This is a genomic window from Agromyces sp. NPDC004153 (assembly GCF_053603635.1).
In genome coordinates this window covers 217,162-240,669 of sequence record NZ_JBSGFY010000001.1, presented here as the reverse complement: position 1 = coordinate 240,669, position 23,508 = coordinate 217,162, and the positions used below count along the sequence as shown (strand labels likewise).

General features: G+C 72.1%; 15 protein-coding genes. 11 read left to right on the top strand and 4 right to left on the bottom strand.

What is annotated here, in order from left to right:
* Positions 1–3: 3 nt before the first annotated feature.
* The 10 genes from ACWEOH_RS01105 (at position 4) to ACWEOH_RS01060 (ending at position 18,623) form a co-directional block, all read left to right on the top strand.
* On the top strand, positions 4–5,874 hold the full coding sequence (locus ACWEOH_RS01105) for an Ig-like domain-containing protein (protein ID WP_452027485.1): 5,871 nt from the start codon (positions 4–6) through the stop codon (positions 5,872–5,874).
* A 13-nt stretch (positions 5,875–5,887) separates the two neighbouring features.
* Entirely contained in the window at positions 5,888–6,859 is a 972-nt protein-coding gene (locus ACWEOH_RS01100; protein WP_148731856.1) for an AAA family ATPase, read from the top strand.
* On the top strand, positions 6,856–8,175 hold the full coding sequence (locus ACWEOH_RS01095) for a DUF58 domain-containing protein (RefSeq protein ID WP_452027482.1): 1,320 nt from the start codon (positions 6,856–6,858) through the stop codon (positions 8,173–8,175). The genes ACWEOH_RS01100 and ACWEOH_RS01095 overlap by 4 nt, the downstream gene beginning before the upstream one ends.
* On the top strand, positions 8,172–10,469 hold the full coding sequence (locus tag ACWEOH_RS01090) for a DUF3488 and transglutaminase-like domain-containing protein (protein ID WP_452027480.1): 2,298 nt from the start codon (positions 8,172–8,174) through the stop codon (positions 10,467–10,469). The genes ACWEOH_RS01095 and ACWEOH_RS01090 overlap by 4 nt, the downstream gene beginning before the upstream one ends.
* Positions 10,466–11,203 (top strand): hypothetical protein, encoded by a 738-nt coding sequence (locus tag ACWEOH_RS01085; RefSeq protein WP_452027478.1) that lies wholly within the window; start codon positions 10,466–10,468, stop codon positions 11,201–11,203. The genes ACWEOH_RS01090 and ACWEOH_RS01085 overlap by 4 nt, the downstream gene beginning before the upstream one ends.
* Positions 11,204–11,325: 122 nt before the next feature.
* Positions 11,326–14,229 carry an FtsK/SpoIIIE domain-containing protein gene (locus ACWEOH_RS01080; RefSeq protein ID WP_452027476.1) on the top strand — a complete coding sequence of 968 codons (2,904 nt, stop codon included), beginning with the start codon at positions 11,326–11,328 and terminating at the stop codon, positions 14,227–14,229.
* A gap of 138 nt (positions 14,230–14,367) precedes the next feature.
* Positions 14,368–15,597, top strand: coding sequence for an ABC transporter substrate-binding protein (locus ACWEOH_RS01075; protein ID WP_452027474.1), 1,230 nt, complete (start codon positions 14,368–14,370; stop codon positions 15,595–15,597).
* 19 nt (positions 15,598–15,616) lie between these two features.
* Positions 15,617–16,816: an ABC transporter ATP-binding protein gene (locus tag ACWEOH_RS01070; RefSeq protein ID WP_452027473.1), complete on the top strand. Its 1,200-nt coding sequence runs from the start codon at positions 15,617–15,619 to the stop codon at positions 16,814–16,816.
* A 2-nt stretch (positions 16,817–16,818) separates the two neighbouring features.
* A complete protein-coding gene (locus tag ACWEOH_RS01065) occupies positions 16,819–17,730 on the top strand; it encodes an ABC transporter permease (protein ID WP_452027471.1) in 912 nt (303 codons plus the stop codon).
* Positions 17,731–17,825: 95 nt separating this feature from the next.
* Positions 17,826–18,623 carry an ABC transporter permease gene (locus ACWEOH_RS01060; RefSeq protein ID WP_452031809.1) on the top strand — a complete coding sequence of 266 codons (798 nt, stop codon included), beginning with the start codon at positions 17,826–17,828 and terminating at the stop codon, positions 18,621–18,623.
* Positions 18,624–18,690: 67 nt separating this feature from the next.
* Here the strand turns inward: ACWEOH_RS01060 and ACWEOH_RS01055 are convergent, their stop codons facing one another.
* Positions 18,691–19,680, bottom strand: a complete 990-nt coding sequence (locus tag ACWEOH_RS01055; protein WP_452027469.1) for an asparaginase — start codon at positions 19,678–19,680, stop codon at positions 18,691–18,693.
* 4 nt (positions 19,681–19,684) lie between these two features.
* Entirely contained in the window at positions 19,685–21,061 is a 1,377-nt protein-coding gene (gabT, locus tag ACWEOH_RS01050; RefSeq protein WP_452027467.1) for a 4-aminobutyrate--2-oxoglutarate transaminase, read from the bottom strand.
* A gap of 108 nt (positions 21,062–21,169) precedes the next feature.
* Here gabT and ACWEOH_RS01045 point away from each other — a divergent pair, with 108 nt between their 5' ends.
* Positions 21,170–21,646: an OsmC family protein gene (locus ACWEOH_RS01045; protein ID WP_452027465.1), complete on the top strand. Its 477-nt coding sequence runs from the start codon at positions 21,170–21,172 to the stop codon at positions 21,644–21,646.
* A 16-nt stretch (positions 21,647–21,662) separates the two neighbouring features.
* Here ACWEOH_RS01045 and ACWEOH_RS01040 read toward each other — a convergent pair whose 3' ends face one another.
* Together ACWEOH_RS01040 and ACWEOH_RS01035 are read right to left on the bottom strand one after the other, a co-directional pair.
* Positions 21,663–22,577 (bottom strand): hypothetical protein, encoded by a 915-nt coding sequence (locus ACWEOH_RS01040; RefSeq protein WP_452027463.1) that lies wholly within the window; start codon positions 22,575–22,577, stop codon positions 21,663–21,665.
* A gap of 46 nt (positions 22,578–22,623) precedes the next feature.
* Positions 22,624–23,376, bottom strand: a complete 753-nt coding sequence (locus ACWEOH_RS01035; RefSeq protein ID WP_452031807.1) for a lysophospholipid acyltransferase family protein — start codon at positions 23,374–23,376, stop codon at positions 22,624–22,626.
* Positions 23,377–23,508 lie beyond the last annotated feature (132 nt).

The window sequence follows — 23,508 nt, the reverse complement described above, 5'->3', positions numbered from 1 at the left end:
CGGATGCCGAAGGTCGGCCGTCACCGTTCCGCGCTCATCACCGCGGGGGCGATCACGGGCGTGGTCGCGCTCGTCGTCGGCGTCGCCGTCGTGTCAGGCGGATACGCGGCGCAGCGGGTCGACCTCGGCGACGCGTCGGTCTGGGTGGTGAACGCGGAAGACGAGGCGGTCGGGCGCGCCAACACCAAGATCCACGAGCTGAACTCCGTGGTGCAGACGCCCGGGTCCGACGACACCGAGATCGTGCAGGAGGGCTCGACGGTGCTCGTACTCGACGGCGGCCGGGCGAACGTCGACGTCCTCGACGCGACGACCTCGGAGATCGTCGAGAAGGTCCCGGTGCCTCCCGGCGACACGACGCTCGCACTCGCCGGCGACCGCGTGGTGCTCGCGGCGAACGGCGACTTCTGGTCGATGCCCGCCGCCGACTTCGTCGACTTCGACGCCGAGTCCGACCCGCTGCTGACCTTCGGCCGCGGAACCGTCACGTCGGTCGACCCCGAGGGCGTGCTCTTCGCCTTCACGCCCTCGACGGGCGAGGTCGCGCGGGTCGATGCCGCCGGCGAGGAGACGGTCGCCGCGCGCTGGCAGTCCAGTCCCGTCGACGACGACCACGAGGTGCAGATCACCTCGATCGACCAGCACTGGGTGGTGCTCGACGAGACCGACCTCGCGCTCACGATCGACGGTCGCCGCATCGACCTCTCGGGGCTGATCGGGATCGGCGACGCGGTCCGCCTGCAGGAGCCGGCCGCCGACGGGGACACCGTCGCGATCGCGCATCGACGCGGACTCGTCGTCGTCGACCTCGACGGCGGTGCGCTGGTGCCCGTCATCGACGACGTTGCGGGCGATCCGGCCGCTCCGGTGCGCTTCGACGGATGCCTGCATGCCGCGTGGGGTGCGGCAGGGGAGGCGGCAGTCCAGTGCCCAGGGCAGCAGGGTCGGCGGATCGAACTCGGGAACACGGTCATCCGTGCGCTCGACTTCGGTGCGAACGGTGACGCGCTCGTGCTCAACGATCGCTCGAATGGCAACTCATGGGCTGCCTCAGCCGACTACGGGCTCATCGACAACTGGGATGCTCTTCTCGAAACCGAGCGCACCGAGGAGAAGATCGAGGAGAACGATCCAAACACGCCGCCGATCCTCGAGAAGGGCCAGGTCGCACCCGTTGCGAAGGACGACGAACTCGGCGCGCGACCGGGACGCTCCACGATCCTGCCCGTGCTGCTCAACGACTACGACGCGAACGGCGACGTGCTCGTCGTCGACGCCGTCGACGGTGCATTGCCCGCCGGCGCGAGGATCGACCGGGTGTCGAACAACCAGCAGCTGCAGCTCACGCTCGACGACGGCGCATCCGGCGTACTCTCGTTCGGGTACACCGTCGGCGACGGCCGGGGCGCCAGCGCACGCGCACAGGTGAGCGTCACGGTTCGCGATGGCGACGAGAACTCACCGCCGTACCAGGAACGGGAGAACCACGCGGCCGTGCAGGTCGCCGGCCGTGTCACCACCGCAGTGCTCGGCGAGTGGATCGACCCCGATGGCGATCCGTTCTTCCTGAAGTCGGCCACGACCGACGGCGGCGATGCCGTCTCGTCGACGGCCGAGGGCGTGGTCGTCTTCGACGAGCGCGACGGCGTCGGCGGAGAGCGCCCGGTCTCCCTCGTGGTCTCCGACGGCCGCGACGACGGATCCGGAGAGCTGACGGTGTCGGTGCGGTCTCCCGGCGATGTGCCGCTCATCGCGGAGCCCTTCGTCGCGCTCGCGACCGCCGGCGAGGAGATCCGGATCGATCCGCTCCGCTACGTGCACGGGGGCTCCGGGCCGGCGCGGCTCAGCGCCGTGCCGGCGAAGCCGGAAGTGGAGATCACGCCCGACTTCGACGGTGGCAGCTTCCGGTTCACGAGCTCGGCGCTCGGCACGCACCTCCTCGAATACTCCGTGACCGACGGAACCGTGACGGCCACCGGTACGGTGCGCGTCGACGTGTCGGCACCGCCCGACCTCGACACGACCCCGATCACGGTGCCCCACACGGCATTCCTGCGCATCGGCCAGCCGCTCGACGTGGACGTGCTCGCGACCGACATCGACCCGACGGGCGGCGTGCTCGTGGTCACGGGGCTCACCGAGACCGCGGAGGACGAGGGCGTGCGGGTCGAGGTCGTCGACCACCGGATCCTGCGGGTCACGCTCTCGCAACCGCTTGCGCTGGGGTCCACGGTCATCGGGTACCGCGTGAGCAACGGACTCGCGTCGGCCGACGGAACGGTCACGGTCGTGGAGGTCACGCCGCCGGCGGTCGACCAGCCGCCCGTGGCCGTGGCCGACACGATCTCCGCGCGTACCGGCGACGTCGTGGACATCCCGGTGCTCGACAACGACGAGCACCCCGACGGCCTGCCGCTGACGCTCGCGCCCGACCTCGTGCTCCAGCCCACCGCGGGCCTGCTCTTCGCTGCGGGCGACCGGCTCCGCTACTTCGCGCCCGACGGGCCCGGCGAGTACGACGCGCAGTACCGTGTCGAAGGGCCCGACGGTCAGTTCGCCACGGCGGACGTGCACATCTCGGTGCGCGAGGCCGTCGCTGAGACGAACCTGGCACCCGTGCCGCCCACCATCACGGCGCGCGTGCTGGCCGGCGAGACCGTGCGCATCCCGATCCCGCTCGGCGGCGTCGACCCCGACGGGGACTCGGTGCAGCTGCTCGCCCAGGAGTCCAATCCCGAGGAGGGCGCCGTCGTCGACCGCGGAGGCGACTGGCTCGAGTACCAGGCCGGCCAGTACTCCACCGGCACCGACACCTTCCAGTATTCGATCATCGACGCGCTGGGTGCCCGTGCCGACGGCACGATCCGGGTGGGCATCGCGACCCGCCTCGACGGTGCACGGGCGCCGGTGGCCATGCCCGACGAGGTGACCGTTCGTCCGGGCCGGAGCATCGCGGTGCGCGTCCTGGCGAACGACTCCGACCCCGACGGGGGCGCGCTGTCGCTCGTCGCGGTCGAGCCCAACGACAACGAGGCCGAAGCCGAGATCGACGACGCCGGCGTCGTGCGCATCGAGGTTCCCGACAGCGAGGGCGTCTACGGCTTCCGGTACACGATCGAGAACGAGCGGCTCGGTTCCGCCTCCACGTTCCTCACGGTGACGGCCGACGACGAGGCGCCATTCGCGCGCCCCGAGGCATCCGACACCGTGCTGAGCCTGAGCGACATCCTCGACGAGGAGTTCGTGGACGTGAAGGTGCTTCGGAACGTATTCCTCGCCGACGGCAACCCCGCCGACCTCGAGGTCTCCCTGGTCGCCGGCTACGAGCAGGGCGCCGACGTGCGACGCGACGGCAGCATCAGGGTCGCGGTGCAGGACGAGCGGCGGATCATCCCGTTCAGGGTCACGCACCCCGAGGATCCAGGGGTGTCGGCCCTGGCGTTCATCTGGGTGCCGGGCCGCGATGACGCGCTGCCGCAGCTGCGCCGAGACGCTCCCGATGTCGTGGTCGACAGCGGCGAAGAGGTGGAGCTCGACCTCGAGGACTACGTCATCGCGGCATCCGGTCGGCCGGTGCGCATCACGGACAGCGCCAGCGTGCGTGCCTCGCACAGTGACGGCACCAATCTCGTGGTCGACCAGGACACCCTGCGATTCCAGAGCGAGCCGGGCTACTCCGGCCTCGCCTCCCTGTCGTTCACGGTGACCGACGGCGAGTCCGACGGCGACCCCACCGCGCGCACGGGCACGATCGTGATCCCGATCACGGTCGAGCCGACTGCGGGTCAGCCGCCCGCGTTCACCGGCGCCGTGATCGACTTCGAGCCCGGCCAGTCCAGAACCGTCGATCTCCTGCTGCTCACCAACTACCCCTACGCCGACGCGACCGACGAGTTGACCTTCCGGGTGCTCGCGCCCGAGCCCGACGGCTTCACCCTGGCCATCGACGGGCAGGAGCTCCAGATCACCGCCGACGAGGGTACGCCGACGGGCGCCCGCCAGTCCGTCACGATGGCGGTCGAGGATGCCTCGGGCCGCGGCACGCCCGGACGCATCGAGCTGCGCGTGGTCCCGTCGACGCGACCGCTGGCCCAGCCGGCCCCCGACCTGGCCATTGCGGCGCGTGGACGCACGACGACGATCGACGTGCTCGCGAACGACTCGGCCACCAACCCGTTCCCCGGGACTCCCTTGCGGGTGGTCGGGGTGCGCGGCCTCGACGACAGCCTGCCCGACGGCGTGTCGATCGTGCCGAGCAGCGACAACGCCACGCTCACGGTCGACGTGTCCCAGGGCGCGGCCGCCGTGAACACGACGCTGCAGTATCAGGTCGCGGACGCCACCGGCGATCCCAGCCGCTACGCCTGGGGCACCATCACCATCTCGGTCCAGGACCGCCCCGAACCGGTGAGCGCCCCGCAGGTCACGGGCTTCGGCGACGGGACGCTCGACCTCGTGTTCGGTGCCGGCGGCTTCAACAACTCGCCCATCACGGGCTACGAGATCGCGCTCGTCGATCCCGCGAGCGGCGCGATCGTGGGCACGTCGACGTGCGCCGCGACGACGTGCACCGTCGGCACACCGGGCAACGGGCAGGGCAACGCCGTCACCGTGCGCGTGCAGGCCCGCAACGCGATCGGCCTCTCCGATCCGGTCGACGCGCCCGGCCCGATCTGGTCCGACGTCATCCCGCCGGCCCCGCAGGGTCTTCGTGCGCTGCCGCTCGACGGCCGCCTCGCGATCGAGTGGCAGCCGGTATCGACGGGAGCCGGCAGCGCCGTCCGCTCGTACGTCGTCACGGTCGCAGGCGTCTCGAGCGAGGTGGATGCCGCGACGTGCACCGCGACGGTCTGCTCGACGGTGTCGCAGGGCATCCCCAACGGTTCGCAGGTCCCGTTCACGGTGAGCGCGCGCAACCAGGCCTATCCCGCCCTCGCCGCGTGGACGGAGGCCGGGGGCACCGGAACGCCGTTCGGCCCGCCGATCGCCCGTGGGATCGATGTGGTCGGCGACGAGCTCGCCGGCTCGGTCACGGTCTCGTGGGCGCCGTTCGACGGCAACGGCGACGCCATCGGCGGGTACTACGTGCAGCGGCTCGCCGACGGGCAGACCGCCGTGCCGACCGGCCCGCAGGCGTGCTCGGTGACGAGCCCGGCTCCGGGCAGCGTCGTCGGCCCGTCGAGCGGCGGCACGGTCGCCGAGGTCGTGCAGGTCGGCCCCGACGCCTCGAGCGTGCAGTTCACCGGCACGGCCACCGAGTCGACGCGCTACTCCTTCGTCGTCTGGGGCTACAACCGCGCGGCCTGCGTCAACACCGAGGTCAAGGGGACCGTGGTACGGCCGGCACCCGGTGCCGTCGGCGGCGTGGACAGCCGCATGGATTGGATGAACGCCGAGACCTGGGACCGCTACATCGATCGCGTCGACGCCGGCGGCCCGCGCCTCGAGATCATCGCGGTCGACCAGAACGGCGCCCAGATCGGCAGTCCCACCGAGTTCCGCGGCACCGGCTGGCTGCGGACGCTCCTCAACCAACCGTTCGGCCTGGTCGCGCGGTTCCAGGTGCGCTCGTGCTCGGTGTGGGGCAGCTGCGGTCCGTGGTCGGCGATCCTGCCGTCCGACGCCCAGCCGTCGCTGACGTTCGCCCTCCCCAGCAGGCTGTGGGACGAGGCCACCGGTACCTGGTCGTGGACCGCCGCGCCCGAGAACTCCGGGCTGCCGGCCATGTTCCGGTGCGGCATCGACGGGACGGGCGGACAACCGCGCACCGCCCAGACGGCGACGACGTGCCAGATCCCGGAAGCCAAGCCCGGGGACCGGGTCTGGTTGGATGTTGAGGTCGCGGGCGTGGTCGCCCGCTATTGGAACCGATGAGCGAGGAGCGAGCATGACGATGACCCCCGAGGAGGCGACGCGGTTCGCCGCGAACCTCGACCGACTCGTCGGCGCGGTCGAGGAGGTGCTCCTCGGCAAGAACCGGGTCGTGCGCCTGGCGTTCACGGCGTTCCTCAGCGAGGGCCACCTGCTGCTCGACGACGTGCCGGGCACGGGCAAGACGTCGCTCGCCCGCGCGATGGCGCAGTCGGTCGCCGGCTCGAGCAACCGGGTGCAGTTCACGCCCGACCTGCTGCCAGGAGACATCACGGGCGTGACGGTCTACGACCAGCGCAGCGGCGTCTTCGAGTTCCACGCGGGGCCGGTCTTCGCGAACATCATCCTCGCCGACGAGATCAACCGTGCCAGCCCGAAGACGCAGTCCGCGCTGCTCGAGGTCATGGAGGAGGGACAGGTCACCGTCGACGGGCAGACGCACCCCGTGGGGCATCCGTTCATGGTCATCGCGACGCAGAACCCGGTGGAGCAGGCCGGAACCTACCGGCTGCCCGAGGCGCAGCTCGACCGGTTCCTCATGAAGTCGTCGATCGGCTACCCCGACCACGCGTCGACCATCCGCATCCTCGAGGGCGCCGACCAGCGCGCCCACGACCACCGCGTCGACGCGCAGCTCAGCGCCGACGAGATCGTCGAGATGGCCGCGCTCGCGCGCACCGTCTACGTCGACCCGACCATCCACGACTACGTCTCGCGGCTCGTCGACGCCACCCGCACCGCGCGCGAGGTGCGGCTCGGCGTGAGCGTCCGCGGCGCGCTCGCCCTCATCCGCGCGGCGAAGACGCACGCCGCCGGACGCGGCCGCCACTACGTGGTGCCCGACGACGTGAAGGCGCTCGCCGAGCCCGTGCTCGCGCATCGGCTCATCCTCGACCCCGAGGCGGAGTTCGACGGGGTGACCACCTCGAACATGATCTCGCAGGTGCTCATCGAGACTCCGCCGCCGTCCAGCAGGCAGGCCGTGTGACGTTCACCCAGACCCGAACGTCGATCCCCGAGGAGGCGAAGCGAGAAGGACTCCTCGCGGTCGTCATCGGGCGTGCCGTCGGCGGCATCGTGGCCGCCGCCGGGGTCGTCGCGGACTGGGCGCGCGCCGTGCAGGGCGTGGTCACGCCGCTCGGCTGGGCCGTCGTCGCGGGCGCGGTCGCGGCGCTCGCCGTCGGGTACACCTGGGGCTGGGTCGAGTTCATCGCCATCGGATGGGGACTCGTCCTGCTCGTCGCCGTGGCATCCGTGTGGCTCATCGGCCGCGGCGCGTCGACCATCGAGCTCATGCTGCCGACGCCGCGCGTCGTCGTCGGCGAGCAGGCGCAGGCGCGCCTCATCGCGGCGAACCCCGGCCGTCGTCGCTTCGGCGGCGTGCAGCTCGAGGTGCCCGTCGGCAACAAGGTGGTCGAGCGCGTGCTGCCGGGGCTCCCGCGCGGCGGGGCGTTCGACGACCAGTTCAAGATCCCGACCGAGCGGCGCGGCATCGTGCCCGTCGGGCCCGCCCGCACGGTGCGCGCCGACCCCATCGGGCTGATGCGCCGCGAGATCGTGTGGTCGCAGTCGGTCGACCTGCACGTGCACCCGCGCACCATCGCCATCGGCACGCTCAGCACGGGCTTCATTCGCGACCTCGAAGGCTCGCCCACGCGCGACCTCACCGCGAGCGACATCGCCTTCCACGCGCTGCGCGAGTACGTGCCCGGCGACGACCGCCGGTTCATCCACTGGAAGAGCACGGCCAAGACTGGCACCTTCATGGTGCGGCAGTTCGAGGAGACCCGACGCAGCCGCCTCATGGTGCTGCTCGACCTCGAGCCCGGCGCCTACGCCGACGACGAGGAGTTCGAGCTCGCGGTGAGCGCCGCGGCATCCGTCGGCGCCCGGGCCATCCGCGACGCGCGTACGGTGTCGTTCGTCGTCTCCGGGCGCGGCCGCGTGGGCACGCGCGGCAGCGGGATGCGCGAGCTGCCGACGGTGTCGCGCGACCGGCTGCTCGACGCCCTCTGCGTCGTCGAGCGCGACGACGCAGCGCTGCTGCTGCCCGACGTCGCCCGGGCCTCCGCCGAGTCGCTGCCCGGCGTGTCGCTCGCCTTCCTCGTCACGGGCACGGCTCGTGGGGCGGCGACGCTGCGCGCGGCGTCGTCGCGGCTGCCCGCGGGCGTCGAGACGATCGCCGTGCAGTGCTCGCCCGGCGGCGAGGCGACCGCCCGCACGATCGCCGGCCTGACCGTGTTCGGCATCGGGTACCTCGAGGACCTTCGCGCGATGCTCGCCAGATCGGCGTCGGTCGCATGAGCGCGCAGCGACGGCCGGCGGCGCCCGAGGGCGTGTGGTCCACCGCGATCTCGATGGCCCTCGTGGCCGCGATGCTCGTGGCCGCGATGATCCCGTGGTGGCCGATCTACGAGAGCCCCGCGTTCGTCGTGGCTGCGACGGTCGCCATCGTCGCGGGGTCGGGTATCGGGCTCGCGGGCGCACGGTTCCACTGGCCCGCCTGGGCCGTCGTCGTCGCCGTCTTCGGCGCCTACGTCACCCTCGGCGTCCCCGCCGCGGTGCCTGAGAGCGCCATCGCGGGCGTCATCGTCACGCCGCACGGACTCGTCGAGCTGCTCGCCGGGGCCGCGCTGTCGTGGAAGCAGCTCGTGACCATCGCCGTGCCCGTGGGCTCCTACCAGGCCCTGCTCGTGCCGGCCTTCCTCCTCGCGCTCGTCGCTTCCACGACCGCCGTCACGATCGCCCTCCGGAGCCGGCGGCCCGCGGCGGCCGTCATCCCGCCGGCCCTGCTGCTCATCGCGGGCATCGCGCTCGGGGTCGTGCACGAGACGCTCGCCGTCGAGACCGGACTCGCGTTCCTCGTCACCTCGATCGCGTGGCTCGTGCGCGTCGCCATCGCCCGGCGGCGCGCGATCACCACTGGCCGGCCGGTCGAGGCCGCGCTCGCCGACGCCCGCCGCGTGCTCGGGGCATCCGCCCTCGTCGCCGTCGCACTTGTCGGCGCCACGGCTGCCGCCGTCGCGCTTCCGACGCCGCCGCGCAGCGTGGTGCGCGCCGAGCTGCAGCCGCCGTTCGAGCCGCGCGAGCACGAGAGCCCGCTCGCCGGGTTCCGCAACGCGTTCGACCCCGACACGACCGATGACGAGATGCTCGAGGTCACCGGGCTGCCTCCGAATGCGCTCCTCCGCGTCGCGACGCTCGACACGTACGACGGCATCGTCTACAACGTCGGGGGGACCGACGGCACGAGCGAGTCGGGCCGGTTCACACGGGTCCCGTATCGGCTCGACCAGGGCGACGTCGACGGGGCGTCGACGCGCCTCGAGGTGCTCGTGCTCGGATACGACGACGTGTGGGTGCCCGGCATCGGGCAGCTCGAGCGCATCACGTTCGGGGGCGACCGCGCGGCCGTCCTGGCCGACGGGTTCTTCTACAACGACGTGACGGGTACTGGCGCGGTGCAGACCGGGCTCACCGCGGGCGACCGGTACACGACCGAGTCCATCACGCCGCTGCCGTCCGGAAGCCTCGAGGCGCTGCGACCGGGCACGAGCGTGCTGCCCGCATCTCCGGCCATGCCCGAGGAGTTCGGACCCCTGCTCGACGAGTGGGCCCCGGCGTCCGAGGCCCCGGGCGTGCGGCTTCGGGGCATGATCGCGGGTCTCCAGGAAGTCGGGTATGTGAGCCATGGCACCGAGGGCGAGGAATGGAGCCGATCGGGGCACTCGCTCGACCGGATCATCGAGCTCGCCGAGGACGACCCCATGCTGGGCGACGGTGAGCAGTACGCGGTGGCCGCAGCGCTGATGGCCCGCGAGATCGGCTTCCCGGCGCGCGTGGTCGTGGGCTACATGTCCGACCCCGACGAGCCGGCGGCCGACTCCGGCGAGGCCGTGGTGTTCCATCGCGACGACCTCCAGGCCTGGATCGAGGTGCAGGACGCCGACGGTGCCTGGGTGACGGTCGACCCGAACCCCGAGACCAAGGACATTCCCGAGCGCGACCCCGACCAGCCGACCGTCGTGTCCCGGCCCCAGTCGGCGCTGCCGCCGCCGGCCGAGCGGACCCCGGTGGACGACCTCGATCCCGATCCCGACCTCACGCTCGACCAGCCCGATCAGGGGATCGAGCCGTGGGTCGAGGCGCTGCTCGCGGTGCTCGCCGTCACCGGGTTCGTGCTCCTCGGCCTCGCCGTGCTCGTGAGCCCGTTCCTCGCGATCATCGTCGCCAAGGTGCGGCGACGCCGTCTCCGTCGGCGCGCGCCCACGCCCGTCGAGCGCATCGAGGGCGGCTGGCAGGAGTTCGCCGACACCGCGGTCGACTTCGGGTATCCGATCCGCCAGAACGCGACCCGGGCCGAGCAGGCGGCCACGGTGGGTGGACTCGGTCCGCTGGTGCTCGCCTCCGTCGTCGACCGGGCGGTCTACGCGCCCGACGGGCCGGCCGACGGCGACGACGAGCGCGTGTGGGACACGGTCGACGAGCTGCAGGAACGACTCGGCGCGCCGCGCACCCGTCGCGACCGGCTCCGCGCCGCGATCTCCCTGAACTCGCTGGCCGGGTACGCTGTGACGCGGAGAGGAGCCAAGCCGTGACATGTCGGATCTGCGGTGCGGACCTCCCCGAGGGGGCGATGTTCTGCGGCGAGTGCGGCAGCTCCACGAGCGCGACGCCCGAGTCCCGCCGCCGACCCGACCCGCGACCGGGCGACACGACCGCCATCGAGCGCCCGGCGCGACGCAACAGCGGCGTCGTCAGCATCCCCGTGCACGGCTTCCGCGCCATCCGCGACGACGACGCGCGGGCGGAGGCGGGCGTCGCCCGAGTGCTCGACGAGGCGGCGTCGTCCGCGCGCGCCTACGCGGGTGACGAGCGGGCGGATGCCGCGATCGCCCGCGTGCTCGACGATGCCGCGGCGTCGGCGCTGACGGCGCCGTCGGCGGGCGCGGTGCCGTCGGCGGGCGCGGTGCCCTCGGCGGGCGCGGTGCCTTCGGTTCTCTCCGGGTCGCGGTTCGTGCTCGCGTTCAGCACCGGCGAGACCCGCACGGTCTTCGGCACGGGCCTCATCGGACGCCGGCCGTTGCCGCAGCCCGGCGAGGCGTTCGACCACCTGGTGCAGATCGCCGACCGCACGCTCTCGGTGTCGAAGACGCACCTCGAGTTCGGCGAGCACGAGGGCCAGCTCTGGATCGCGGACCGCTTCTCGGGCAACGGCACCATCGTGCGGCGCCCCGACGACGGCGCGCTGCGCTGCGAGCCCGGGCGACGGTACCTCGTGCCGCGCGGGAGCCTCGTGGAACTGGCCGAGCAGTCGTTCACCGTCGCCTGACGCGGGTGCCCGGCGAGCCGCTCGGGGTCGTCCCGTCCTCCCCAGCCGAGCGGATGCCGCGCCCCCTCGTCGGTCGCGGTACGACCGCGCAGGCGGCGAGTTCCGCGTGATCGGATGACGGGGTGGATCGACCCCCGCCCGAGCACCTCGCACCCAGCGACCCGCAGCTCGCGCTCCCGCCCCGGGTGCCCGACCCCGTCGCGCCCGGCTTTCCATGGCTCGCGGCGATCGCCCCGCTCGCCGCCGCGGCGGTGCTCTGGGCGGTGACGGGGTCGGCGCTCTCGCTGGCGTTCGCGGCGCTCGGTCCGCTCGTGGCGGTCGCGTCGGTCGTCGACGCGCGACGCCAGGGGCGCCGGGCACGTCGTCGGGGCGCGGCGGAGCGTGCGGCGCTGCTGGCCGAGCTCCGGTCCGCCGTCGCCGACCGGCATGCCGGCGAGCGCGCGGCGCGATGGCGCCGCGTCACCTCGGCGCGGGAGATCATCGACGGCGCCCGCCCCATCGACTGGCGTGCCGGGCCGCCGGGCAGGGTCGTGCTGGGGCACGGCACGGTCGCGAGCGGTGTGAGGGTCGACGGCGTACCGGCCGACGACCACGATCGTGCGCTGCTCCGCGCCGCCGGTGCGCTCGGCGACGCACCCGTCGTGGCCTCGCTCGCGGGCGGCATCGGCGTCGTCGGGATCGACCCCGTCGCCGACGCGCTCGCGCGTGCCCTCGTGGTGCAGGTCGCGCACGGCGGCCGCCCCGACGAGGTCGGCATCGCCGTGCCGGCGGGCGACGCATGGGGGTGGTCGACACCGCTGCCGCATCGGGGCGGCCCGACGGCGCTGCGCGTCGTCGGGAGATCCGAACGCGATCCGACGACGACCCCTTCCGCGCCGACGGACGCCGATGGCGTCGCGACGATCGCCGTGGCCGACGCGGCCGAGCACCTGCCTCCTGGACTCGAGACGCTCGTCATGGTCGAGGATCACCGGCGGGCGGTCGTCGAGCGCCGCGGGGAGGCGGCGGGCCCCACGCGCATCGTGCCCGACCTCGTCGGCGCCGTCGAGGCATCCGAGTGGGCCGATCGCGTGCGGGCGGTGGCCGAGCGCGAACGGTGGGGCCCGGGGTCGGGCGTGCCCGCGCGCATCCCATTCGACGCCCTCGAGCAACCGGCGTGCGACGACGGATCCAGGACCACGCTGCGGGCGGTCGTCGGCGAATCCGCCCTCGGACCGCTCGCCCTCGACCTGGTCGTGCACGGGCCGCACGCGATCATCGCGGGCACGACCGGAAGCGGCAAGAGCGAGTTCCTGGTCGCGTGGCTCGCGGCGCTCGCCACGTGCCATCCACCCGAGCGGGTGGCCTTCCTGCTCGTCGACTTCAAGGGCGGCGCGGCGTTCGAGCCGCTGCGCGGGCTACCGCACGTCACGGGCATCGTCACCGACCTCGACGAGGCCGAGGCGGAGCGCGCCGTCCTGAGCCTTCGCGCCGAGCTGCGGCACCGCGAGGCCGTGCTGCTCGCCGAGGGCGTGCGCGACCTCGCTGCGCTCCCCGACCGGGTCGCGCTGCCGCGCCTCGTGCTCGTGGTCGACGAGTACCAGGCGATGATCGACCGGTTCCCCGACCTCGGCACGGTCGTCGCCGACGTCGCTGCGCGCGGCAGGTCGTTGGGCGTGCATCTCGTGCTCGCGTCGCAGCGCCCGAACGGCGTCGTGCGCGAGCAGGTGTCGGCGAACTGCGCCATCCGGGTGTCGCTGCGCGTGCGGCAGCGCGCCGACAGCGTCGCGATCGTCGGCACCGACGCCGCCGCGGCCATCCGGCCCGACACGCCGGGCCGCGGCGTGGTCGACCCGGGCGACGGATGCCCCGTGGTGTTCCAGTCCGCCGTGGTCGACCCCGGCTCGCTCGAACGGCTGCGGCGGTCGACGTCGGGCATGGCGGCCGCGCGGCGACCGTGGATGGACCCCCTGCCCGCGCGTCTCGCGCCGAGCGCGCTCGCAGGACTCGTGCGCGCCAAGACCCCCGCGCGGGACGCCGAGGCGGTGGAGCGGGGCCCGGCGCTCGCCTTCGGCATCCTCGACGACCCCGAGCGCCAGCGGCACGTCCCGGCGACCTGGACGCCCGAGTCCGACGGGCACCTGCTCATCCTCGGCGAACCGGGCAGCGGTCGGTCGACGGCGCTGGCGGCGCTCGCCGCCGCGGCGAGGGCGATCCCGGTCGACATCCGTCGCCTCACCGGGCCTGCGAGCGCGCGCTGGGACGCACTGCGCGCGCTCGTCGACGACCGACGCCGCGCGACGCCATGCCTCCTGCTCGTCGACGACCTGGACGTCGCATTCCGGGACTGGCCCGACGACCACCGCATCGCGGCCGTCGGCATGCTCGAGCGACTGCTGCGCGAGGGGCGCGAGCGAGGGCTCGCGATCGCGGCGTCGGCGGGCCAGGCGCATCGCCTCCCGGCGGGCCTGCGCGAGACGTTCGGCTCGACCGTGCTGCTGCGGCATCCGACACGGACCGAACTCGCGCAGGCCGGCGGAACGGCCTCGCTCTGGCGTTCCGGGGACTTGCCTGGCTCCGGCCAGTGGCGCGAGCGGCGACTGCAGGTCGTCGACGTCCCGTCCCTGCCGTCCGACCAGGGCGCCGAGGCACAGCCTCTGCGCCTCGGCACGGCCGCGATCACCGCGGTCGTGAGCATGCGGCCGCGGGCGGATGCCGCGACGCTCCGAAGGCTCGGCGACGAGCCCGTCCTCCTCGAGCCGGGCCTCGACGCCGTCGCGCGTGCCGCGATCGCCGCCGGCGGGGGAGCGGGGCATCCGCTCGTCATCGTGGGCGACGCCGACGCGTGGACCGCGAACTGGTCGCTCGCCGCGCTCCTGCGCGAGGAGGCCGCGATCGTGGTGCACGGCGGATCGCGCGAGTTCCGCGTGTTCGCGCGCGATTCGGCGCTGCCGCCGCTGCTCGACGACCCGGTCGCGCAGTGCTGGCTGGCGCCGCCCGGGGGTGCACCGATGAGATGCGCATGGCCGGTACACACGGACAACTGAAAACGTCCGTGAATCGGCGCGATCGGCACTGAAACCGCACACGATGTTCGCAGAAATTAACGATTCGGACATTATTCCGTGAATCTGGGGCCCCAGTGTGTCAGTATCGACCCACCCCCAGCACGCGCCCGATTCCGAATGGAGTTCCCCGTGACCGCTCGGCCTCTTCCCCAGGACCCGATGATCCGCTCCCTGATCGCGCAGGCGCGACAGGCGCAGCTCAACCGTCGCACACTGCTCGCCGGCGCCGGCGCCGGCGTCTCCGCATTGGCCCTCGCCGCCTGTTCCAACACGGGCGGCGGCGCCGCGAAGCCCTCGGCGGCCGCCGACAAGTCGGAGACCGACAAGACCCTGAACTGGGCGAACTGGGCGGCCTACATCGACGAGGACGACGACGGCAACTACCCGACCCTCGTGGCATTCACCGAGCAGACCGGCATCGAGGTCAACTACGAGGTCGCCGTCGACGACAACAACACGTACTACGGCAAGGTGAAGGACCAGCTGGCCCTCGGCCAGGACATCGGCGCCGACACCGTCTGCCTCACCGACTGGATGGTCGGCCGCTGGATCCGCTTCGGCTACACGCAGGAGCTCGACCACGCCAACATCCCGAACCTCTCCAACCTGACGCCCGCGCTGCAGGACCCCGACTTCGACCCGGGCCGCAAGTTCTCGGTGCCGTGGCAGGGCGGCTTCGCCGGCATCTGCTGGAACAAGGAGGCGATCCCGGGCGGCCTCGAGTCCGTCGAGGACCTCTGGAACGCCGAGCTCAAGGGCCGCGTCGGCGTGCTCTCCGAGATGCGCGACACGATCGGCCTGCTCATGCTGCAGAACGGCGTCGACATCTCGGGCGACTGGGGCGACGCCGAGTTCGAGGCGGCGAACGAGATCCTCCGCGAGCAGGTCGAGTCGGGCCAGGTCCGCAACATCAAGGGCAACTCGTACCTCGAGGACCTGAAGAGCGAGGACACCCTGGCCGCCATCTGCTGGTCGGGCGACATCACGGTCATCAACGCCGAGGCCGGCGACAAGTGGGAGTTCGCCATCCCCACGGCGGGTGGCACGCTCTGGAACGACAACTTCCTCGTGCCGATCGGGTCGCCGCGCAAGACCAACGCCGAGACGCTCATCAACTACTACTACGAGCCCGAGGTCGCCGCCGAGGTCGCCGCGTGGGTGAACTACATCACCCCCGTCGTCGGCGCGAAGGAGGCCGCGATCGCGATCGACCCCGCGCTCGCCGAGAACCAGCTGATCTTCCCCGACGAGGACACGCTGTCGCAGGCCCACATCTTCCGCACGCTCACGCCGGCGGAGGAGCAGAAGTACCAGGCGGCGTTCCAGAGCATCCTGCTCGGTTCCTGAGACGAGCGGGAAAGACGACATGGCAGTACGCGAATTCGCCGAGCGGGGTGCCGACCTCGAGCTCGTCGGCATCCAGAAGCGGTTCCCGGGGTTCACGGCGATCGAGGAGCTCGACCTCCTGATCCCGGCCGGCTCGTTCTTCGCCCTCCTCGGCCCATCGGGCTGCGGCAAGACGACCACCCTCCGGCTCGTCGCGGGCCTCGAGGAGCCCACGCGCGGCCGCATCCTCATCGGCGGCAAGGACGTCACCGACACGAAGTCGCACGAGCGTCCGGTCAACACGGTGTTCCAGAGCTACGCGCTGTTCCCGCACATGACGATCATCGAGAACGTCGCGTTCGGGCTGAAGCGACGTCGCATGTCCGACCCGATGGGCAAGGCGCATGAGGCCCTGAAGCTCGTCGAGCTCGACCACCTCGCGCAGCGTCGGCCGCAGCAGCTCTCGGGCGGCCAGCAGCAGCGCGTCGCCCTCGCCCGCGCGATCGTGAACCGCCCGGCGCTCCTCCTCCTCGACGAGCCGCTCGGCGCGCTCGACCTGAAGCTCCGCCGCCAGATGCAGCTCGAGCTGAAGACGATCCAGGAGGAGGTCGGCCTCACCTTCCTGCACGTGACGCACGACCAGGAGGAGGCCATGACCATGGCCGACACCGTGGCGGTCATGAACAAGGGCGCCATCGAGCAGATGGGCGCGCCCGAGGAGCTGTACGACCTGCCCCGCACCGCGTTCGTCGCGAACTTCCTCGGCCAGTCCAACCTCTTCACCGGCGAGGTCGTCGGCACCACCGCCGACGCCATCACGGTCGAGGCCGCCGGCACGCGCATCGTCGTCCCGGCCGCGCGTGCGCAGAAGCACCAGGGCGAGGTCACGGTCGGCGTGCGGCCCGAGAAGGTCGCGCTCCATACCGAGGCGCCGACCGAGACCGCAGGGCGCAACATCCTCGGGTCGGGCCGCGTCATCGACGTGTCGTTCTCGGGCGTGAGCACCCAGTACCTCGTCGACCTCGGCGCGCTCGGCACGCTGCTCGTGTTCGCGCAGAACATCGGCTTCGCACCGGTCGCCGGGCTCGGCACCGAGGTGTGGTTGAGCTGGGACGTGACGCACGGCTTCGGACTCGCCGACGAGCCCGCCGAGACCGGGCGCTTCCCCGCCGACGATTCGACCACCTCCATCGCCGTGCAGCGACGCGAGGCGCTCGTCTCGGAGCTCGAGGAGCACTGACGATGGCCTTCGCAGCGTTCGCGACGGCGGAGGCACAGCCACAGGCACCCAAGCGCAAGAGCCGCATCGCGCTCTTCCTGCTCCTGCCCGGCATCCTCTACCTCGTCCTGTTCTTCCTCACCCCGCTCATCTCGCTCACCCTCACGTCGCTGCAGGTGCCGAGCGAGCTCGGCGACATCGGCCAGTACGACTACGCGTTCAACTGGCAGAACTACGTCGACGTGGTGCAGCTGTACTGGCCGCACATCCTCCGCTCGTTCGGCTACGCGCTCGCGGCGACCGTGCTGGCGCTGCTGTTCAGCTACCCGCTCGCGTACTTCATCGGCGTGAAGGCGCGGCGGTGGCCGCTGCTGCAGAGCCTGATGCTCGTGCTCGTGATCGCCCCGTTCTTCATCAGCTTCCTGCTCCGCACGCTCGCGTGGAAGCAGCTGCTGTCCGACGAGTCGTTCATCATCACGTCGTTGAAGGCGCTGTCGCTGCTCGCACCGGACGCGCACTTCACGGGCACGCCGTTCGCGGTGATCTTCGGCCTCACCTACAACTTCATCCCGTTCATGACGCTCCCGCTCTACACGACCCTCGAGCGGCTCGACCTCCGCTACCTCGAGGCCGGATCCGACCTGTACGCGAACCCGTTCACGGTGTTCCGCAAGATCACGATCCCGCTGTCGATGCCGGGCATCGTGGCCGGCACGCTCCTCACCTTCATCCCCGCCGCGGGCGACTACGTGAACGCGAGCCGCGACTTCCTCGGCGGGCCCGACACCCAGATGATGGGCAACGTGATCGAGGCGAACTTCCTCGTGCTGCTCAACTACCCGGCGGCCGCCGCGCTGTCGATCATCCTCATGGCCGCGATCCTCGTGCTCGTCGGCATCTACGTGAGGCGCTCGGGAACGGAGGACCTGCTGTGAGCGGCGAAGTCCAGGCCGCCGCCGTGCTCGGCGGCTTCCAGGAGAACGAGGAGCTCGACAACCGTCGTCCGGCCGGCCCCGCACGGCCACGTCGGCTGGGGCTCGGCGACTGGCTCCTCCCGGCGTACACGATCATCGCGTTCGTGTTCCTGCTGATCCCGATCGTCTACACGTTCGTCTTCTCGTTCAACGACTCGATCAAGTCGAACATCGCCTGGCGCGGGTTCACGCTCGACAAGTGGCTGAACGTCTGCAACGTCGAGGGCGGCGCGGTCTGCCAGGCGTTCGGCAACAGCATCGTGATCGGCCTCGTGGCGACGGTGATCGCGACCACGCTCGGCACGATGATCGCCATCGCGCTCGTGCGCTACCGGTTCCGCGCGCGCTCGTCGATCAGCCTGCTGCTGTTCCTGCCGATGGCGACCCCCGAGGTCGTGCTCGGTGCGGGCCTCGCCGCGCAGTTCCTCGCGGTGGGCGTGCCGAAGGACATGCTGACGATCATCCTCGCGCACACGATGTTCTGCATCAGCTTCGTCGTGGTGACGGTCAAGGCGCGCGTCGCGAGCCTCGACCCGGCACTCGAGGAGGCGGGCCGCGATCTCTACGGATCGCCGTCCCAGGTGTTCTGGCGGGTGACGTTCCCGCTGCTGCTGCCCGGCATCCTCGCGGCCGCACTGCTGTCGTTCGCGCTGAGCTTCGACGACTTCATCATCACGAACTTCAACTCCGGCTCGGTGTCGACGTTCCCGAAGTACATCTACATCTCGGCGTCGCGCGGCATCCCCGCCGAGGCGAACGTCATCGCGTCGGCGGTGTTCATCATCGCGCTCGTGATCGTGATCGCGGCGCAGGTGTCCCGGGCGGCGAGGGTCCGGCGCCTGGCGAAGCTCTGAGACGACGGATGCCGCGGCGGAGCGATCCCGCCGCGGCATCCGCTCGTCTCGGCCGACCGCCGTCGCGTCAGACGGTCGCGCGGATGCGTCCGACCCGTCGCTCGCCGCCCATCACCCACAGGTCGAGCTCGGTCTGCACGGCGTCGACCGCATCGTCGTCGATGGCCCCCGCGGCGGCGAGCAGCCGGAGCGCGATGATCGTCGATGCGCGCGACGAGCCGTCGAGCACCTTTAGGGCGGTCGTCGTGCCGTCGGGCGCGGTCATGACCATGACGCCCTCGGCCCCGATCTTCGCGAACACGCCGAGGCGCTCCATCGCGACGGTGTCGGGCTGGCCAGGTCCGCCCACGGCCCACGCGTGCTCGCGCGACGCTTCGGTGAGCGCCGCCGCCTCGCGGTAGAGCGCGAACGGCGACGACGGCGAGGCCGTCGTGATCTTCTGGATGCCGCGCGCGAGCGCGCGCAGGCTGATCGCGTGCACCGGCGCGCCGCAGCCGTCGACGCCCGTGGCCGCCGGTCGTTCGCCGGTGAACCGCTCGAGCACGTCGAGGATCCGCTTCTGCAGCGGGTGCTCGGGATCGAGGTAGCCGTCGAGCGGCCACTCGTTCGCGGCGCAGGCGAGCAGCATGGCGGCGTGCTTTCCCGAGCAGTTCATGTAGACCCGCTCGCGGGGACCGCCGCTGCGGATGAGCTCGTCGCGCGCCGCGTGGTCGGTCGGCGTCGCCGGCGGGCAGCCGAGCGCCGACACGGGCAGGGACGCGCGGGCGAGGAGCCCGCGCACGAGCGCGACGTGCGCGGCCGTGCCGGAGTGGCTCGCCGTCGCGATCGCCGCGTCCTCGCCGCGCAGCGTGACGCCCGACGTCATGACGGCGACCGCCTGGAACGGCTTCAGGCTGGACCGGGGGAAGGTCGGCGTGCGCGTGTCGCCGAGGTCGCGCAGCACCTCGCCCTCGGGGGAGAGCACGACGGCCGAGCCGGCGTGACGGGACTCGATGAAACCGCTTCGCTCGACCACGGCGAGTTCGAGGGCGTCGTCGACGGAGAAGGTGCCGGTCACCGGGTCACCCGAGCGACGCGAAGCCGTCGTCGAGCACGCGGAGTCCGTCTTCGAGCAGGGCGTCGGTGACCGCGAGGCTCGGCAGGAATCGGAGCACGTTGCCCCAGGTGCCCGCGCTGAGGAACAGCACGCCGTGCTGCGCCGCGAACGCGACGAGCCGCGAGACGGCCTCGGCGTTCGGCACCTTGGTCGTGTCGCCCGTGCCGGGCTGCACGAGCTCGATCGCGATCATGGCGCCGCGGCCGCGGATGTCGCCGATGATGTCGTAGCGCTGCTTGAGGCGCTCGAGGCCGGTGCGCAGCGTCTGCTCGATGCGCTCGGCCTCGGCGAGCAGGTGGTTCTCCTCGATCGACTCGAACACCGCGATGGCCGCGGCGCACGCGACGGGGTTGCCGCCGAACGTGCCGCCGAGGCCGCCGGGCTGGGACGCATCCATGATCTCGGCACGGCCGGTCACCGCGGCGAGCGGGAGTCCGCCCGCGATGCCCTTCGCCGAGAGCACGAGGTCGGGCTTCCACTCGAAGTGCTCGCTCGCGTAGTAGCGGCCGGTGCGCGCCATACCGCTCTGGATCTCGTCGGCGATCATGACGACGCCGTGCTCCGTGCACCACTGCTGCAGGATCGGCAGGTAGCCCTGGGCGGGCACCATGAAGCCGCCCTCGCCCTGGATGGGCTCGACCACGAGGCAGGCGAGGTCGCTGGCGCCGACGACCTTCTCGAGGTACGCGATCGTGCGCGCCGCGGCATCCTGGCCCGAGAGCCCGTCGCGGTAGGGGTAGGAGCTGGGCGCGTGGTACACGTCGCCCGCGAAGGGGCCGAAGCCGGTGGCGTACGGGCTCGCCTTGTAGTTCATGGCCATCGTGAGGTTGGTGCGCCCGTGGTAGGCGTGGTCGAGCACCGCGACGGCGCGGCGGCCCGTGAACTTGCGGGCGATCTTCACGCCGTTCTCCACCGCCTCGGCGCCCGAGTTCACGAGCACGCTGCGCTTCTCCCAGCCGCCCGGCGTGTGCTTCGCGAGGAGCTCGGCGACGCGCACGTACTCCTCGTAGGGCGTGATGGTGAAGAGCGTGTGGATGACGTCCTGCAACTGGCTCGCGGCCGCGGCGACGACGCGCTCCTCGGTGTGGCCGACGGTGGTGACGCCGATGCCGGCCCCGAAGTCGATGAACCGGTTGCCGTCGACGTCGACGAGGATGGCGCCGTTGGCGCGCTCGATGTACACCGGCAGTGCCGACGAGACGCCGGCCGAGACGACCTTCGTGCGTCGGGCGTGCAGCTCCTCGGACTTCGGGCCGGGGATGGCGGTCACGACCTGACGCTCCTGCGGCACGGAGTACACCGGCGCGGTCGCGGTCTCTGCGGGGATGTTGGTGTCAGTCATGGTGCCTCCCACCCTATCGCCGTCGCGCGTGGCCCCCTGAGGCCCCGAGGGTGCAGAATCGGAGGCGCGACCCGCTCCCGACGGGCTCGCAGACGACGGGAGGCGCGGATGTTCGGCGAGCACCACTACGCGGTCAAGGTCGAGTGGCAGGGCGATCGCGGCGAGGGCACGTCGAACTACCGCGCGTACGGGCGGCAGCACGTGGTGCGCGCGGAGGGCAAGCTGCACGACCTCGCAGGCTCGAGCGATCGCGTCTTCCACGGCGATCGTGAGCGCTGGAATCCCGAGGAGCTGCTGATCGCCGCGCTGAGCCAGTGCCACATGCTGTCGTACCTGCACGTCGCGACCCGCCACGGCGTGGTGGTGCGCGGCTACACGGATGCCGCGACGGGCACCATGCTCGAGGACGGGCGCGGCGGCGGCGCCTTCAGCGAGGTCGTGCTGCGACCCCGGGTCGTGGTCGCCGACCAGTCCATGGTCGCGACCGCGCAGCGCATCCACGAGGAGGCGAGCGAGAAGTGCTTCATCGCGGCATCCGTCGCCTTCCCCGTGCGCCACGAGCCCACGGTGGTCGTCGCGAGCTGAACCGCCAGCGCCGCCCTCAGCTCAGCGGCGGCGACGGCAGCTGCGGCTCCGCCGGCGGGCACGGGTGGCCGCCGACGAGGCGCGAGCACGGCGGGAAGAACGCGGGGAGCCGCTCGGACTCGGGATCCCCGAACCAGCGGTGCCAGATGCGCCAGAAGTTGAGGTTGCCGAACGCCGAGCACGCGTCGCCCCGGTCGGGGTCTGCGAGCGTCGCGTCGCTCGGCTGGTACGGCGTGTAGTTGTAGAGGTTCGCGGTGGCCTGGTTGCGGATGTCGACCGGCGACGCGCCGCACGCGGCGTCGGGGTGGTAGCCGACGTTCACCGTGCCGACCCGGTACTGCCGGTCGGGCTCCTCGGTGTACTGACGGAACTGCCAGGCCGCGTTGTACACCTGGTTGAAGAAGCCGAAGTACTGCTGCGCGCAGTCGGCCGTGTCGGGGCATCCGTAGCCCGTCGAGCGCTCGTAGCCGTAGGCGCTCGGGCGCGTGAGCAGCGACTGCTCCTTCTGCAGCAGCACGAGCAGGGTGCGCGGGCTGATGCCGCAGGCCTCCGCGGCCTTCGCGATGATGCGGCTCGCGCGCTCGCGGATGCCGCCGCGGTACTCTGCGCAGTGCGAGCCGCCGACCGCCGGCTGGGTCGTCGTCGACTGGGTGTAGTCGGCGAGGCACCTGACGCCCGCGTCGGGACGGCACGGGACCTTCTCGAGGAAGGCCTGGATCTCGTCCTCGGTCATGGCGTCGCTGTCGTAGAACGAGTCGTCGCTGACGATGAAGCCGGGGTCGAACTCGGTCGCCGGCGGCTCGGGCAGGGTCGCCCGGGTGGACAGCTCGGCCGTGGGCGCGCCGCCGTCGGCGGGGCCCGTGCAGGCTGCGAAGGCGACGACGACGAGGGCGGCCGCGGCGAGGCGGGCTGCGACGTCGGCGAGGCTCATCGTGCCGACGATACCGGGCTGCGCCCGGTCTCCGCTGGGAATCGCGTCAGACGCGCTCGCGCGGCACGACGCGATCGGCGAGCTTCGCGAGGGCGCCCGACGGCGGGACCTCGTTGTAGCGGCCGGCGAGCTCCTGCCCGGTGAGCTCGTGGATCGCCGCCATGATGTCGTCGGTCGCGGCACGCCGGGCGCGCCCCGACGACGCCGGACCGTGCCCGCTGAGGTCGAGGGGAGCGCCGAAGCGCACGGTGACGGGCCGGATCCGCGGGAGCTTGGCGCCGACCGGCTGGATCTCCTGCGTTCCGCTGAGGCCGACGGGCACGACCGTGGCGCCCGTCTCGAGGGCGAGCCACGCGACGCCCGTGCGGCCGCGGTAGAGGCGTCCGTCGAGCGAGCGCGTGCCCTCGGGGTAGAGCGCGAACGCGGCGCCCGACTCGAGGATGCGCCGGCCCTGCTCGAGCGCCTCCTGCGCCTGCGCGCCCGCGCCGCGTTCGACCGGGACCGCGCCGATGGCCGAGAAGAACGTGCGCGAGACCCAGCCCGAGAAGCCGGTTCCGGTGAAGTAGTGCGACTTGGCGAGGAACTGCACCGGGCGCGGCGACGCGAGCGGGATCACGATGCTGTCGACGAACGACAGGTGGTTGCTCGCGAGGATGACGGGGCCGTGCTTCGGCACGTGCTCGGCGCCGGTGATCGTGGGCCGGTAGACGAGGCGCACCAGCGGGCGGAGGATGCCGCGGACGATCCGGTAGAGCGGACCCTGGCGCACGGGGGAGTGAGGGACGGCGGCGGCCTCGATCTCGGTCACCTTCCGACGATAGGCCGGTCGGCATGCCGGGTCGGGAATATGGACGACGCGGTCGACCGTGGGCGCCGGCGCCGGAGGAGCGGCCGATGAGGCCCGCGATCCGCCCGTCATGCGCGAGGATGG

What these genes read in the sequence shown, in the direction of transcription:
- ACWEOH_RS01040 (WP_452027463.1), bottom strand. Translation starts at nt 22,577, where the DNA reads ATGAGCCTCGCCGACGTCGCAGCCCGCCTCGCCGCGGCCGCCCTCGTC.
- ACWEOH_RS01070 (WP_452027473.1), top strand. Translation starts at nt 15,617, where the DNA reads ATGGCAGTACGCGAATTCGCCGAGCGGGGTGCCGACCTCGAGCTCGTC.
- gabT (WP_452027467.1), bottom strand. Translation starts at nt 21,061, where the DNA reads ATGACTGACACCAACATCCCCGCAGAGACCGCGACCGCGCCGGTGTAC.
- ACWEOH_RS01100 (WP_148731856.1), top strand. Translation starts at nt 5,888, where the DNA reads ATGACGATGACCCCCGAGGAGGCGACGCGGTTCGCCGCGAACCTCGAC.
- ACWEOH_RS01075 (WP_452027474.1), top strand. Translation starts at nt 14,368, where the DNA reads ATGGAGTTCCCCGTGACCGCTCGGCCTCTTCCCCAGGACCCGATGATC.
- ACWEOH_RS01045 (WP_452027465.1), top strand. Translation starts at nt 21,170, where the DNA reads ATGTTCGGCGAGCACCACTACGCGGTCAAGGTCGAGTGGCAGGGCGAT.
- ACWEOH_RS01105 (WP_452027485.1), top strand. Translation starts at nt 4, where the DNA reads ATGCCGAAGGTCGGCCGTCACCGTTCCGCGCTCATCACCGCGGGGGCG.
- ACWEOH_RS01090 (WP_452027480.1), top strand. Translation starts at nt 8,172, where the DNA reads ATGAGCGCGCAGCGACGGCCGGCGGCGCCCGAGGGCGTGTGGTCCACC.
- ACWEOH_RS01065 (WP_452027471.1), top strand. Translation starts at nt 16,819, where the DNA reads ATGGCCTTCGCAGCGTTCGCGACGGCGGAGGCACAGCCACAGGCACCC.